General features: G+C 74.1%; 13 protein-coding genes. 6 read left to right on the forward strand and 7 right to left on the reverse strand.

The features are described 5' to 3' along the window. Positions 1 to 4165: cation-translocating P-type ATPase (locus tag M8J74_RS41790; protein ID WP_249841396.1), on the forward strand; the 4165-nt coding region annotated here is incomplete at its 5' end. Between the two features lie 112 nt (positions 4166 to 4277). Further along, on the forward strand, positions 4278 to 4451 hold the full coding sequence (locus M8J74_RS41795) for a hypothetical protein (protein ID WP_249841397.1): 174 nt from the start codon (positions 4278 to 4280) through the stop codon (positions 4449 to 4451). 1 nt (position 4452) lies between these two features. Here the strand turns inward: M8J74_RS41795 and M8J74_RS41800 are convergent, their stop codons facing one another. Next, positions 4453 to 5532, reverse strand: coding sequence for an NADH:flavin oxidoreductase/NADH oxidase (locus M8J74_RS41800; RefSeq protein WP_249841398.1), 1080 nt, complete (start codon positions 5530 to 5532; stop codon positions 4453 to 4455). A 101-nt stretch (positions 5533 to 5633) separates the two neighbouring features. Here M8J74_RS41800 and M8J74_RS41805 point away from each other — a divergent pair, with 101 nt between their 5' ends. Next, positions 5634 to 5987 (forward strand): ArsR/SmtB family transcription factor, encoded by a 354-nt coding sequence (locus M8J74_RS41805; protein ID WP_249841399.1) that lies wholly within the window; start codon positions 5634 to 5636, stop codon positions 5985 to 5987. Here the strand turns inward: M8J74_RS41805 and M8J74_RS41810 are convergent. Further along, the gene (locus M8J74_RS41810) at positions 5910 to 7295 is read right to left on the reverse strand and encodes a nucleobase:cation symporter-2 family protein (protein ID WP_249841400.1); all 1386 of its coding nucleotides are present in this window, start codon (positions 7293 to 7295) and stop codon (positions 5910 to 5912) included. The genes M8J74_RS41805 and M8J74_RS41810 overlap by 78 nt on opposite strands. Positions 7296 to 7415: 120 nt before the next feature. Next, positions 7416 to 8780 (reverse strand): FAD-dependent oxidoreductase, encoded by a 1365-nt coding sequence (locus tag M8J74_RS41815; RefSeq protein ID WP_249841401.1) that lies wholly within the window; start codon positions 8778 to 8780, stop codon positions 7416 to 7418. A gap of 190 nt (positions 8781 to 8970) precedes the next feature. Between M8J74_RS41815 and M8J74_RS41820 the strand changes: the two genes are divergently transcribed. Next, positions 8971 to 9438, forward strand: coding sequence for a DUF6214 family protein (locus tag M8J74_RS41820; protein ID WP_249841402.1), 468 nt, complete (start codon positions 8971 to 8973; stop codon positions 9436 to 9438). Between the two features lie 35 nt (positions 9439 to 9473). Here M8J74_RS41820 and M8J74_RS41825 read toward each other — a convergent pair whose 3' ends face one another. Next, positions 9474 to 10169: a TetR/AcrR family transcriptional regulator gene (locus tag M8J74_RS41825; RefSeq protein ID WP_249841403.1), complete on the reverse strand. Its 696-nt coding sequence runs from the start codon at positions 10167 to 10169 to the stop codon at positions 9474 to 9476. Positions 10170 to 10437: 268 nt separating this feature from the next. Here M8J74_RS41825 and M8J74_RS41830 point away from each other — a divergent pair, with 268 nt between their 5' ends. Continuing rightward, positions 10438 to 10686: a DUF2630 family protein gene (locus M8J74_RS41830; RefSeq protein WP_249841404.1), complete on the forward strand. Its 249-nt coding sequence runs from the start codon at positions 10438 to 10440 to the stop codon at positions 10684 to 10686. A gap of 17 nt (positions 10687 to 10703) precedes the next feature. Here the strand turns inward: M8J74_RS41830 and M8J74_RS41835 are convergent, their stop codons facing one another. The 3 genes from M8J74_RS41835 to M8J74_RS41845 all read right to left on the reverse strand — a co-directional run bounded on the left by M8J74_RS41835 (position 10704) and on the right by M8J74_RS41845 (position 12985). Beyond that, positions 10704 to 11393: an HAD family hydrolase gene (locus tag M8J74_RS41835; protein WP_249841405.1), complete on the reverse strand. Its 690-nt coding sequence runs from the start codon at positions 11391 to 11393 to the stop codon at positions 10704 to 10706. Between the two features lie 9 nt (positions 11394 to 11402). Then, positions 11403 to 12128 (reverse strand): phosphatase PAP2 family protein, encoded by a 726-nt coding sequence (locus M8J74_RS41840; protein WP_249841406.1) that lies wholly within the window; start codon positions 12126 to 12128, stop codon positions 11403 to 11405. A gap of 314 nt (positions 12129 to 12442) precedes the next feature. After that, on the reverse strand, positions 12443 to 12985 hold the full coding sequence (locus M8J74_RS41845) for a DUF5134 domain-containing protein (RefSeq protein WP_249841407.1): 543 nt from the start codon (positions 12983 to 12985) through the stop codon (positions 12443 to 12445). Positions 12986 to 13149: 164 nt separating this feature from the next. On the opposite strand from M8J74_RS41845, the gene M8J74_RS41850 reads away from it, so the two are divergent. Further along, positions 13150 to 14633 (forward strand): FUSC family protein (locus M8J74_RS41850; RefSeq protein WP_249841408.1); only part of this gene is annotated, 1484 nt, incomplete at its 3' end.

The raw sequence follows: 14633 nt of genomic DNA on the forward strand, positions 1-14633 counted from the left end.
CCGCGCCGGGGTGCGCGGCGCGGACGGCGTCGCGCACGTCACACGGGTCGTCCGGGCGGCGCTGCCGGGCAGTCGGGGTCCCTGGCGGGCCGGCACCCGGGCGCACATCGCGCTGCGACCCAAGGAGCCGGACCGGGTGCATCGGGAGGGCGGGAAGGAGCATCTGGCCCGGCGGGTCGCCGAGACGCTGGCCGAGCGGCCGGACGTGGCGTACGCGTACTGGGACGGCGGCCTGCGCAGGCTGGTGGTGGTCGCCGCCGAGGAGGCGCTCGGCGACCATGTCGTGGAGGCGGCGACCGAGGCCGCCGAACGGCACGGCCTGGTGCCGACCGACGAGTCGGTGGAGGAGTTCGCCCACCCCGCCGACCCGGCCGGTGTGCGGGCCGCCGCGGCGGCCCTCGCGGCCGACGGACTGGGCGTCGCGTTCGCGCTGGCCGGCTACGGCCTGCGGCTGCCGCCGACGCCCCGCCAGGTGACCGCGCTGGTCACGCTGCTGCGCGAGAACCCCAGGGTCCGCGGCTGGCTGCGCGGCCGTCTCGGCCGTACCCGGATGGATCTGCTGCTGGCCGGCGTCAACGCGGCCGTGCACGGAGCGGGCCGGACCCCGACCGCCCTGGTGCTCGACGGCGCGCTGCGCTCCTGCGAGCTGGTCGAGACGGTGGCCCGGGTGACCGCCTTCGAGACGGCGCACGACGAGGTGTGCACGCCCGAGCGGTTCGGCGTACCGGCGGATCACTCGCCGCGCCCGCCGCTGCGGACGTCCCCGGCGCAGGAGTACGCCGGTCACGCCTCCGTCGGCAGTCTGCTCGGCGCCGTGGCCGCCCTGCTGGTCAAGCGCGACACCACCGAGGCCGCCGAGGCGGTCCTCGCGGGCTCGCCCAAGGCGGCGCGCTACGGTCCCGCCGCCTTCCACGCCGTGCTGAGCACCGCGCTGTCCCGGACCGGAGTCCTGGTCCGCGACACCGAACGCCTGCGCGAGCTGGAGATGGCCGACACCGTCGTCCTGCACCCGAGCGCCCTGCGCGCGCCGGGCGAGGGAGCGGACAAGTGGGCCGAACCGGTCCTGGACGCGGCACGGCGGGCCGGACTGCGCGTCGTGCTCGGCGACGATCCGGCCCTCGCCGACTTCACCGGTCTCGCCGACACCGTGCTGCCCGCCGGCGCGTCGCTGAGCGAGACGGTGCGCCGGCTGCGGGAGGAGGGCGCCACGGTGGTCACCGTCGCCCGGCCCCGGTCGACGGACGACACGGACGTGCTGACCGGGCTGCACGGCGGTGACGTGGCGGTCGCGCTGACCGACCACGGCGGTGCCGTCGTCTGGGGCGCGGACGTGCTGGCGCCGCACGGTCTGACCGACGCGTGGCGGCTGCTGTCCGCGATCCCGGCGGCGCGCGCGGTCGGCCGCCGGTCCCAGACGCTCGCCCGCTCCGGGGCCACCCTGTCCGGCATCCTGGTGGCGGTCGGCGAGGCCCGCCAACAGGGCCGGGGCCGCCCGCCGTGGCCCGGCCTGCGCCACACCCCGGTCGACGTGAGCGCTGCCGTGGCCCTGTTCTCCGGCGCCCGCGCGGCCCTGCGCGCCGCGGCCGCCCCCGCTCCGCACCCCCGTCCACGGGTGGCGTGGCACGAACTGGACCACAAGGGCGTACGACGGCATCTGGAGCGGCTGGCCGAGGCGGAACCGGGCGAGAGGCGGCAGGTCACGGCCCGGGCGGGCCGGGCCGCCCGTCGCGTGGGCCGGCATCCGCTGTTCGCACCGGCACGCTGGTCGGTGCAACTGGGCCAGGCCGTGCGCGGGGAACTGCACGATCCCCTCACCCCGGTGCTCGCGGTCGGCTCGGCCGCCGAGGCGATCCTCGGGTCCGCCGTGGACGCCCTGCTGGTCGTGGGGGCACTGGATCTGAACGCGCTGGTCGGCGGGTTCCAGCGGCTACGGGCCGAACGGGCCCTGTCCGGGCTGCTGGACGAGCACAAGCAGATGGCGCGCGTCGCACCCCCGGACGAGGCCGGGCAGGGCGGCACCCACATCGTCGACGCCGCCCGGCTGCGGCCCGGCGACGTGATCGAACTCGGCACCGACGACGTGGTGCCCGCGGACGCACGACTGCTGTGGCAGGACGGGCTGGAGGTCGACGAGTCCGCGCTGACCGGGGAGTCCCTGCCGGTGGACAAGCAGACCGACCCGACACCGCACGCCGCGGTCGCCGAGCGCAGCTGCATGGTCTTCGAGCACACCACCGTCGTCGCCGGACAGGCCCGCGCCGTCGTGGTGGACACCGGCGAGCGCACCGAGGCCTCCCGTGCCGTCCACCTCGCCTCCCGCACGCCCCCGGCCGCCGGGGTGCAGGGCAGGCTGCAGGACCTCACCGCGAAGGCGCTGCCGCTGACCCTGGCCGGGGGAGCCGCGGTGACGGGGCTCGCCCTGCTGCGCCGTACCCCCGTCCGTGAGGCGGTCGCCGGCGGGGTGGCCGTCGCCGTGGCCGCCGTGCCCGAAGGGCTGCCGCTGGTGGCCACGGTGGCGCAGCTCGCCGCCGCCCGGCGGCTGAGCCGCCGCGGCGTCCTGGTCCGCACCCCGCGCACCCTGGAGGCGCTGGGCCGGATGGACATCATCTGTTTCGACAAGACCGGCACCCTCACCGAGAACGAGCTGCGCCTGACCCGCGTCTCGGACGCCGACGGCGGTGTCCACCCGGTCGACGACGAAGCGGCGGGGCCCGCACTGCGGGCCGCGGCGCGCGCCTGTCCGCAGAACGGCGACACCGACCGGATCGTGCACGCCACCGACGAGGCGGTGCTCGATGCGGCCGGACCCGACCCGGACTGGACCCAGCTGGAAGGGCGGCCGTTCGAGGCCGCCCGCGGCTACGCCGCCGCGGTGGGCCGGAGCGCGGACGGCTCGCGCACGCTGGTGGTCAAGGGGGCGCCGGAGAACATCCTGCCCGGCTGCACCGGTCTGCCCTCCGGCGCCTCGGACACGGCGTCGGCGCTGGCCACCGACGGGCTGCGCGTCCTGGCCGTGGCCGAACGCTGGCTGGCGGACGGCGAGAAGGAGAGCGACGTACTCGAACAGCCGCTGCGGGAGCTGGAGTTCACCGGTCTGCTGGCCCTGTCGGACCCCCCGCGGGAGACCTCCCCGGCTCTCCTGCGGGGCCTGAGCGAGGCGGGCGTACGGCCGGTCATGCTCACCGGCGACCATCCGCAGACCGCGCGATCCATCGCCACCGACCTCGGCTGGCCGCAGGACACGGCCGTGGTCACCGGCGACGAGCTGATGGCCGCGGACCGCGCGGCCAGGGCGCGGATGCTGCGGGACGTAGGGGTGGTCGCCCGGGTCGCGCCCGAGCAGAAGCTGCAGGTCGTCGAGGCGCTGCGGGACGCGGGCCGGGTCGTCGCCATGGTCGGCGACGGCGCGAACGACGCCGCCGCGATCCGGGCCGCCGACGTCGGTGTCGGCATCAACGCCCGGGGCTCGGCGGCCGCGCGCAACGCGGCCGACCTGGTGCTGACCGAGGACGACCTGTCGGTCCTGATCGACGCTATCCACGAGGGCCGCGCTCTGTGGCACAGCGTCGCCGACGCCATCGCCATCCTGATCGGCGGCAACGCCGGCGAGGTCGGCTTCGGCATCCTCGGCACGCTCGTGTCGGGCCGGGCTCCGCTGTCGACCCGGCAGATGCTGCTGGTGAACCTGTTCACCGACCTGTTCCCGGCGATGGCGGTGGCGGTGACGCCGGACGAGGAGGCGCAGGCGGCGACGGCCGGATCGCCGGAGGACACCTCCGACGTGCTGGGCGCGCCGCTGATGCGGCAGATCCGGGCCCGCGCGCTGACCACCAGCCTGGGGGCGCTCGTCGCCTGGCTGTTCGGCCGCTTCACACCGGGCACCACCCGCCGCTCGGGCACGATGGCCCTGTGCGGAGTGGTCGGCACCCAGCTCGCCCAGACCCTGCTGGACCGCCGGGACAGCCCGTTGGTGCGGGTCACGTCCATCGGCTCGGCGGTGGTGCTGGTCGGCCTGGTCCAGACGCCGGGGGTCAGCCGGCTCTTCGGCTGCACCCCGCTGGGCCCGGTCGCCTGGGCGGGGGTCGTCGCGGGGATCGCGCTGGCCCTGTCGGGGCAGCGGGCCCTGCCCCGGCTGGAGGAGGCGATCCGGCGGCTGGCACGGTGACACAGGATGTTCGCACCATGCGCACGGAAAGCGTCCGTCTTCTCCGCGGTTAAGACCACCTGGCTCTGTTTTATTTGCTGGTCGGCCGTACCGCACCGAGAAGGATCATGCCGTGACACCGAACGCGCACCCCACCGATCACCTGCCCGTCTACGACAGTCTCGTCCGGGAACGCGGTGACGTCGTGGCCGAGACCCGCGAAGTGGCCGAGCTGGCCCAGCACCAGGCGTGGCAGGGCCTGCACGGCCACGTCGTCGCGGCCGGCTCGGACTTCGCCCCGCAGTGAGTCACACGGACCGGTGGTACTGGTCCGGCACGTGCACGTCCCCGCCCAGCTCCCGGGCCGCGTGCCGCGCCCAGGACGGGTTACGCAGCAGCTCGCGGCCCAGCAGCACGGCGTCGGCCTCGTCGTTGGCCAGGATCTTCTCGGCCTGTTCGGCGTCGGTGATAAGGCCCACGGCGGCCACGGGCAGCGTGGTTTCGGCCTTCACCCGGGCCGCGAACGGCACCTGGTAGCCGGGCCGGACCGGGATGCGCGCCCCGGAGGCGTTGCCGCCGGTGGAGACGTCCAGCAGGTCGATGCCGTGGGCCTGGAGGTCCGCGGCGAACCGCACGGTGTCGTCGGCCGTCCAGCCGCCGTCCTGAAGCCAGTCGGTCGCCGAGATCCGGAAGAACAGCGGCTTGTCCTCGGGCCACACCTCTCGTACGGCGTCCACCACCTCGAGGGCGAAACGGGTGCGGTTCTCGTAGGAGCCGCCGTAGGCGTCGGTGCGGTGGTTGGAGTGCGGTGAGAGGAACTCGTTGATCAGGTAGCCGTGTGCGCCGTGGACCTCGGCGACCTCGAAGCCGGCGGCGAGCGCGCGGCGGGCGGCGTCGGCGAACTGGCCGACGATCTCCTGGATCTGCTCCACCGTCAGCTCGGTCGGCACCACGTGCCGGTCGTCGAAGGCGACCGCGCTCGGCGCGAGGGGCTGCCAGCCGTACGCCTCGGGCCCCACCGGGCCCCCGCCCTTCCAGGTGCGCTCGGTCGAGGCCTTGCGGCCGGCGTGTGCGAGCTGGATGCCGGGCACCGTGCCCTGGGAGACGAGGAAGCGGGTGATCCTGCGGAACGCCTCGACCTGCGCGTCGTTCCAGATGCCCAGGTCGTACGGCGAGATCCGGCCCTCGGGCGAGACGGCCGTGGCCTCGGTGAGGATCAGGCCCGTGCCGCCGGCCGCGCGGGCCGCGAGGTGGGTGAAGTGCCAGTCGTTCGGAGCACCGGTGCCGGGGCCCTCGGGTTCGGCCGAGTACTGGCACATGGGGGCCATCCAGACCCGGTTCGGGATGGTCACGCCACGCAGGGTGAAGGGCTGGAAGAGGGCGCTCATGACGAGGCTGCTCCGTTCTCGCGGGACCGCAGGACGCTTCGTACGATAGCCATCGTAGTACGCCGGGTGTCAAACTACGATGCCTCTCGTACAATGGTCCCGTGAGTACCGCCCCCGCCACCAGCAGCCGTGACCTGCCGCACCCCGCCGGTGCGGACATCCGGCTGGAAGCCGTGCTGCACGCGCTCTCCGACCCGATGCGGCTGCAGATCGTGCGTGAGCTCGCCGCGGCCGAGGACGAGCTCACGTGTTCGCAGTTCGCGCTGCCGGTGACGAAGTCCACGACCACGCACCACTTCCGGGTGCTGCGCGAGGCCGGGGTGATCCGGCAGTGCTACCGGGGCACGGCCAAGATGAACGGCCTGCGCCGGGACGACCTAGACGACCTCTTCCCGGGACTGCTCGACGCCCTGCTCGCCGCCGCCGACCGGCAGGCCGCCCGCCTCGGGGGCTGAAGCCGCCTTGCCGGGAAGGTGGTTGAACAGCAGGTTCAGCACGATCGCCGTCAGGCAGCCCGCGCTGATGCCGCTGTTCATCACGGTCTGGAACCAGTCGGGGAACTTCGCGTAGACCGCCGGCACGCCGACCGGGAGCATGCCCACGGCCACCGACACCGCCACGACCGTGAGGTTGTGGTTGTCCCTGAAGTCCACCTGGGTGAGGGTGCGCAGGCCGCTCGCGGCCACCGTCCCGAACATCACCAGCCCCGCGCCGCCCAGCACCGGCGCCGGGATCGCCGCGACCACCGCGCCCAGCTTGGGCAGCAGGCCGAGCAGCACGAGAAGGCCGCCCGCGGCCGCCACCACCCAGCGGCTGCGCACCCGGGTCATCCCGACGAGGCCCACGTTCTGCGCGTACGCCGTGTACGGGAAGGTGTTGAAGACGCCGCCCAGCACGGTCGACAGGCCGTCGGCGCGCAGACCGTCCGCCAGCGAGCGCGGCTCCACCCCGCGTCCGGTCAGCTCGCCGACGGCGATCAGGTCACCGGTCGTCTCGGTCATCGTCACCAGCGCCACCACCAGCATCGAGACGACCGCCGAGACGTGGAAGGTGGGCGCGCCGAAGTGGAAGGGCGTGCTGATGCCCAGCCAGTCGGCGTCGCCGACGCCGCCGAAGTCCGTGAAGCCGAAGGGGATCGCCACCGCGAGACCCACCGCGATGCCGATCAGCACCGCGATCCGGCTCAGGAACGCGGGCGCGAACCGCTGGACGCCCAGCACGACCAGCAGCACGAAGAGCGCCAGGCCCAGGTTCTTCGGCTCGCCGAAGTCCTTCGAACCGGCGCCGCCCGCGGCCCAGTTGCCCGCCACCGGCAGCAGCGACACCCCGATGATCAGGATGACCGTGCCCGTGACGAGCGGCGGGAAGAAGCGCAGCAGCCTGCCGAACACGGGCGCCAGCAGCGTGATCGCGAGTCCCGCGACGATCACCGACCCGTAGATCGCGGGCAGCCCGCCGCCGGTCGTCCCGATGAGCACCATCGGCGACACCGCGGCGAAGGTGCAGCCCTGCATGATCGGCAGCCGGACGCCGAACCGCCAGAACCCCACGCACTGCACGAGCGTGGCGATGCCGCACACCAGGAGATCGGCGGTGATCAGGTACGCCAGGTCCGCGGGCGACAGCTTCATCGCCCCGCCGACGATCAGCGGCACGGCCACCGCGCCCGCGTACATCGCGAGCACATGCTGCAGCCCGAAGGCCGCCAACTGCCGTACGGGCGGTATCTCGTCGACGGGATGGACGGGGGAGGGTGCGGTCATGGGGACTCCAGGGCGGCAGGGGCATCCGAACAGCACGAGACCGTACGAGGCTTGAACAGTTTGTTGATGTCTGGCGTGTTGCCGTTCTGTGTACTGCCCACCCACAGGTGGCCGACTCCGCTACGGGGCCGCCGTCCGCGCCGCCGCCAGCAGCGATCCCCAGTCGGCCAGTTTGACCACGCCGCGCCCCAGCGAGGCCCCGAGTGCCGCCTCGGCGCGTTCGATCGCCTGCCAGCCGGTCCACGTCACCGGCTCGGCACCGGCCGCGCGCAGGGCCGCGAGCGGATCGCCGGGCACGTCCCTGCGCAGCAGCACGGGTGCGTCCTCCAGCAGCGAGGCCGCCGTCTCCTTGGCGTCCGGCCGGTTGGTGCCGATCACGCCGGTCGGGCCGCGCTTGATCCAGCCGGCCACGTACTCACCGGGCCCGACGGCGTCCTCCCGCAGCACCCGCCCGGCGCGATGCGGCACCGTGCCGCGCACCGGGTCGAACGGCAGCCCCTCCAGCGGCAGGCCCCGATAGCCCACCGAGCGCAGCACCAGTTGCGCCTCGATCTCCTCGTACCGGCCCGTGCCCGTGACGCCGCCGCGGCCGTCGCACACGGTCCGTTCGAACCGCACCGCGCCCACCCGCCCCTGGTCGGCGAGCAGTTCGACGGGACGCAGGAAGAAGCGCAGGGCGATGCTGCGCGTCGGGACGGGTGCGGCCCGCTCCGCCCGGGCGGACGACTCGTCCGCCCAGCCCCGCAGGACCTCTGTGTTGCGGCGGCGCGCCGTCGGCAGCGCGGAGGGATCGGCGTACTCCGGGTCCCTCGCCAACTCGGCCGGATCGACGGTGACTTCGGTGTCCGGCAGGCCGCTCAGCTCGCGCAGCTCCTTGGTCGTGAAACGGGCCTGCGAGGGCCCGCGCCGCCCCACCATGTGGATGCAGCCGACCCGGCTCGCGGCCAGCGCGCCGAGCGCCGCCTGCGGTATGTCGGTGGTGCTCAGTTCGGCCGCGCCCCGGGCGAGCATCCGCGTGACGTCCACGGCGACGTTGCCGACGCCGACGACCACGGCGGAGCGGACGCCGCGGACGAACCCGTCGTCGGCGGCGTCCGGATGGGCGCTGTACCAGGCCACGAACTGCGTCGCCGACCAGCTGCCCGGCAGGTCCTCGCCCGGGATGCCCAGGTGCCGGTCGGTGGCCGCGCCCACGCAGTACACCACCGCGTGGTACAGCTCCCGCAGCCGCGGGGCGGGTATCCCGCCCGGGCCGACGCGGACACCGCCGAGGAAGCGCACCCGCTCGTGCTCCAGCACCGAACGCAGGGTGTTCTGCAGCGACTTTATCTTCTCGTGGTCCGGTGCCACCCCGTACCGCACCAGGCCGTAGGGGCACGGCAGGCGGTCCAGGACGTCGACGAGGACCTCCGGGTCCGCCTGGACCAGGCTCTGGGCGGTGTAGCAACCGCTCGGCCCGGAGCCGACGACGGCGACATGCAGCACGGCGGAACTCCTCACGGAGCCGGATCGCGGACGGCTCAAGGATGGCACCGCGGGTGTTCCGCTGACAGGGTGTCGGCCGGCCACCCCCGTGCGTGTCCGTTCGTATGGAAAGTGATCATGCGCTTACGTTGCGTGTGTGCTAGAAGCATCCTTTCTTAATCTTTCTGATCGTTGTCCGACGGATGGCGCTGTGTCCGTGTGGCCCGCGTGGGAAGTGCGGGAGGGCGGGGACAGTACGGCGTGGTTCCACGTCCGGCTGGCGTTCACCGACGGCGCCCGGGTCGACGCGCTCGCCGTGGCCGGCGGCGGAGGCGTCTGCCTGGAGGACGTCCGGGCCCAGCCGGCGCTGTCCCTCGACGACCTCGCGGTGTTCGCCGAGTGGATCGAGGAACCGCTCTTCGAGGCGTGCGGCTTCACCGGGGAACCGGGCGCGGAGGGCGAGGAGTCCGCGGGCGGGCGCCGGGCCCGCCCGTCCTGGCCGCGCGGGATCGAGGGGCGGTGGCTGGTGGCGCAGGAGTACCGCGCGGCCCAGGAGGAGGGCGCCGACCCCGTCCTCGCGGTGATGTGCGCGACCGGTCACAGCCGGCGCAAGTCGCTGCGGATGATCTCGCAGGCGCGGGACGCGGGCTTCCTGACACCCCGTCACGCGCGCCGCTGACGCGCGGAGTCCTTCCGGCTCCGGCCGTGGCCGGGCTACTTCGACCCGGCCGGCACCTCCGATCCCTCGTCCGGCCCCTCGCCCGTGGCGAAGAACCGTGACAGGTCGGACGGTTGAGTCCCGCCGGACGCTTCCCCGGTGTCCGGCGGGACGCCCATCTCCCGGTCGAGCCGGTAACGCGCGAACAACTCGGCCCGCATGGCGGCCAGTTGCATCGGGACGTTCGGCAGCACCATCGCGTAGACGGCGCCCATCAACAGGGAGCGCAACATGGGGTAGTCGGTGGCCGCGTCCGGCGAGCCGTACCGGGCGACGGTGTCCCGCAGCAGTTCGGCGAGCCGCTGCTGCTCCGGGCACTGCACGAAGCCCTCGGCCTGCAGCAGCCCCGCCATGTGCTGGCGCATCAGCACCGGCCGGTCCCGGGCCAGGCCGAGGATCGCGTCGATGGCCCGCGCCATCCGCTCCCGCCCGTCCTCGGTGCGCGGCTCGCGCTCCAGCGCCTCCTCCAGCGTGCGGTGCATCAGCCGGTGCACCGCCGACTGCACCAACTGCCGCTTCCCCGGGAAGTAGTACGACACCAGGCCGCGCGCCGAACCGGCCCGGTCCGCGATGTCGCCGAGCGTCGTCGCCTCGTAGCCGCGCTCGCCGACCATCTCGACAGCCGCCTGCAGGAGTCGCTCCCGAGAACGTCTCCGCAACTCTTCATTGACCGAGGCGCTGCGCGGGGACATGCTGTAACTCCTGCGTTGACTGGCTGCCAGCCAACTATACTCAACGCATCCGGACCGCCACCTCCCAAGGGCGTGGTCAGGGCTGCCGTCCGTCTGGGGCGACGCGGGGGATCGTCTCAGGCGGGCGGTCATCAAGCACCGAAAGTGTCCTCAGGCGACTGTTTCGGCTCTTGTGCGGCCGTGACCTCCGGTTCTCCCACTCCCGTCGCACAGCGGCCCCCGCGTCCCTACAGTGGGCATCGGTGTCGAGCCGAGGAGGCGTAGGGGCATGGAACAGGACGAGCGGATCCTGGCCAGGATCTCGGAGATGGTCGAGGACGAGCGCAGGCTCCGGACATCCCTCGCCTCCGGGGAGATCGACGGCGAGACGGAACAGCAGCGGCTCGGCCAACTGGAGCGCGAACTCGACCGCTGCTGGGACCTGTTGCGGCAGCGGCGCGCCAAGGCGGAGTTCGGGGAGAACCCGGACGAGGCGAACGTGCGCTCCTCGTCGCAGGTCGAGGGGTATCTGGAGTAGCGGGCCGCGGACCCGGCTCAGTCGACCAGGTCCAGCACCGGGCGCAGGCCGTCCGGCCGCCGGTCCACCGGCAGATGGTCGACGAAGTGCACCCGGCATCCCAGGGCCGCCGCGCCGCCGTCCGCCTCGCGGCTGTCGCCGACCATCAGCACCTCGTGGTGTTCGACCTCGAGGGCCTCGCAGGCGAGCGCGAACAGCCGCGGGTCGGGCTTCTGGATGCCGTGCTCGTAGGACAGCACATACGTGTCCACGAACCGGTCCAGGTTGTGGGCCGCGAAGACGGGGCGCGGATCCCAGCCGATGTTGCTGACCACGCCGATGCCGAGCCCGCGCTCGCACAGCGCGTACAGCACCTCGGCGGCGTCGGGGTACGGCGCCCACGCGGCCGGCGTCATGTGCCGGTCGTACAGCGCGTCGTGCAGGGCGGGGTCGGGCAGCGGCACCTGGCGGGACAGGCCGGTGTAGGCGGCCCGGTGCAGCTCGGCGCTCGCGTCCCGTACCCGCCACAGCTCGGCGAGGTCCGCGGGCACCTGCAGCGGGGAGGCCCCGCCCGGGAGCGCGCCCGCCGCCTCCAGCGCCTTCGCCGCCTGCAGCAACTCCTGCTCCGCGAGCGCCGTCCCGGCTTCTGCCAGCACGGCGCGCAGCCAGGACTCGGTGGACTCGATGCGGAAGAGGGTGCCGGAGAAGTCGAAGAGGACGGCGAGCATGGGGAGATCCTACGTGCGGTGATCCGCCGTACGGGAAGACCTTGCTCGGGAGCCCACGGGGCCCCACCGCCGGTGGACCATGACGGCGGCCGCGACCAGCGTCGCCCCCAGCAGCCAGCCCCCCAGCACGTCCGAGGGCCAGTGCACGCCCAGCCACACCCGGGTCAGGCCGACACCGGTCACCGAGACCACCGCCACCCACAGGGCCGTCCGCCGCAGGGCGGTGCCCGCGCCGTAGCGGTGGACCAGCCACAGCAGGAGCCCGCAGACGACCGTGGCCGTCATCGCGTGACCCGAGGGGAAGGCCGCGTAGTGGGCCGAGTCGACCGGGTCGGGCCAGACGGGGCGGGGGCGGCCGACCGCGGCCTTCAGCCCCTGCTGGACCACCGAGCCCACCGCCACCGTGGCCGCGAGCCAGCAGGCGGTCCACCACGCCGACCGCCGCCACGCCAGCCACACCACCGCGAGCGCGGCGAGGAGACGCATCGTCCAGGGGTCCCAGACCCAGTCGGTGAGGATGCGGCAGGCGTGAGTGAGGCCGGGTTGGTCCACGGCCCAGCGATGGGTGGTGCGGGCGACGTCGCCGTCGAGGTCCGTCAGGGGACGCCACTCGGCCGCGACCAGGGCGAGAAGGAGCACCGAGCACACCGCGAGGACCCCCGCGGCACCCGCGGCGCGCGCCGCGAGGCGGTGGTCCGGCGGACGGGGCGGGGAGTCGACGGGCGGGTTGTGCATGGAGTGATCCTCGCCGACGGGTGAGGCCCGCGGCCACGACGCGGACGAGTGTCGCCTCCGCGGGTTCCCGGGAGACCCCCGCCCGGCCGGGGCCCTGTGCGGCGTGACCGTCCGTGCGACGGCGCGCGGAGTGTGACGTGTGGCAGCGTCCAGAGCGTGCTCGTGCGACGGCGCCCGGAGCGTGCTCGTGGGAAGCGCTCAGAGACCGTCCTGGCGACGACGCTCGGAGTGTGATCATGTGGCCGCGCTTGAAGCGTGTTCGTGGGACGGCGTCCTCGTGCGGCGGCGCCCGGAGCATGATCGTGGGACAGCGCTCAGAGGGTGATCAGCATGGCCACCATCGCGATCCCCATCGACAGCCGGCACGCCCTCGCCAGCTCCGGCCGGTCTCCCCATCCCACGGTCCCGCCGCCCGCGGCCACGGGGACCAGCCGTACCCCGGACAGCAGGACGTAGCCCGTGAAGTAGAGGAGCAGCACCCCCGTGAGCAGCGGCACCCCGGACGGCGCGCCGTGCCCGGGGTGGTGGCCGGGGGAGGCGGCCATCACGACCGCCATGTAGACCATCGCCGAGGCCCCGACCAGGTGGTGCAGATGGTGCGGGTCCCGGCGCGCGGCCCACAGGGCGCGCAGCGCGGCCGACCCGAACAGGACCGCATAGCCGGGCCAGGCCCACGACGGCTGGCTGACCACCGCCGCCGGTACGGCCATCGCGGCCATCCCGAAGCCCATCAGCGCCTCGCCGCCCGCGGAGCGGCGCTGTTCCTCGACGGTGCTGCGCATCCGCAGCAGACAGTAGGCCCCGGTCGCCGTACACAGCGCGACCAGCAGCCAGCCGGGCGAAGCCGGTCCGTGCACGCGCACCTCCCCGCTCGACGGTCTCGACAGTGCGTCGATGCCCGGGCCGTCCGGTGCGCACGCGAGCGCAAGGGTGTACACGGGGAGCATTCACGGGAGCACGGCAGGTGAGCGGACCCGCGACGAAATACTTTACGAGTAAAACACCTGATAATCTTATGTCCATGAGCCGTGCGACCCCCGTCCCCACCGTCCCGCGCACCCGCCGCCTCCCCCTGGCCGGCGTCCTGCGCCTCGGCCGCCCCTCCGCCATCTGGTTCAAGCCCGCGCTGAGCGTGGTCGCCTCGGTCGCCCCGCCCAACCTCCTGCTGCTGGCCCTCGGCCGCCTCGACCTGGCGATGTACACCATGGCTGGATCGCTGTGCGCCCTGTACGCCCACAACCGCCCCTACGCCGCCCGGGCCCGCGTCCTGGCCTGGGTCGTCCTGGGCATGGCCGGCGGCCTCGCCGTCGCCCTGACCGCGGCCTCCCTCACCTCCGACGCCGTCGTCCTGGTCACCGTGGGCGCCGTACTCGCCGCCGTGCAGAAGGTGCTGTGCGACGCCACCCGGGTCGGCCCGCCCGGCAACGTGGTGCTCACCTTCATCAGCTCCGCCTCCCTCTTCGTCCCGCAGACCCTCACCCAGCTGCCCGGCCACCTCGCCCTGGCCCTGGCGGCCGGCGCCTGGGCGTGGCTGGTCGGCATGGCGCCGGGGCTGCTGCGCCCGCACGGTCCCGAGCGCCGGGCCGCCGCCCAGGCCCTCGACGCGGCCGCCGCGTACGCCGCCACCCACGCCGACGACGACGGCCACCCCCGCTCCCGTGCCGCCGCGGCCGCCGCGATCCAGGCCGCCTGGCAGGCCCTCCTGGCCTCCGGCGACCCCTCCGCCAGGCGCGCCCTGGAACACCTCGTCGTGCGCGCGGAGGTCGCCCTCGCCGCCCCCTCCGACACCGACCCCGAACTGCTGCGCACCTGGTCGCGTGCCCTGTGCGGCAGCGGTCCGATTCCCGCCCTGCACGACCCGCGGGACGCCGACGAACTCCTCGGCGTCGACGCCGAACTCGCCGTCCCCACACGGCCGTTGTGGACCAGGCTCGGCCCGCTCACCCCCCTCGCGGTCCGCACCGCGCTGGGCTGCGCCCTGGCCGGCTACGCCTCCCTCGCCCTCGGTGTCGGGCGTCCCTACTGGGCGCTGGTCACGGCGGCCTCCCTGTACCAGGCCAACCTCACCCTCACCTGGAGCCGGGGCGTCCAGCGCGTCGTCGGCAACATCCTCGGCGTGCTGCTCTTCGCCGCCGTCGCCCCGCTCGCCCACCTCGGGCAGCCGGCCCTGGTCCTGTGCTGCCTGGCCTTCAACTTCGGCGCCGAGGCCCTGATCGGCCGCAACTACTGGCTCGGCACCGTCTGCGTGACCCCGATGGCCCTGCTCATCACCGAGTTCAACCGCTACCAGGCGCCCGGAGAGCTCATCACCGAGCGCGTCGTCGACACCGTCGTCGGCGCCCTGGTCGGTTTCCTCGTCGCGGTGGCCGTGACCAACCGCCGCTCCGGCGACCGTGTCGAGCACGCCCTGGCCGACGTCGAGCGCGCCCGCGAGCGCACCGCCCGCCTGCTGGCCGGGCCCGCGGCCCCCGCCGCCCTGGAGGCCGCCCGCCGCGCGCTCGCCGC

The organism is Streptomyces panaciradicis, from assembly GCF_023516615.1.
Lineage (GTDB): Bacteria > Actinomycetota > Actinomycetes > Streptomycetales > Streptomycetaceae > Streptomyces > Streptomyces panaciradicis.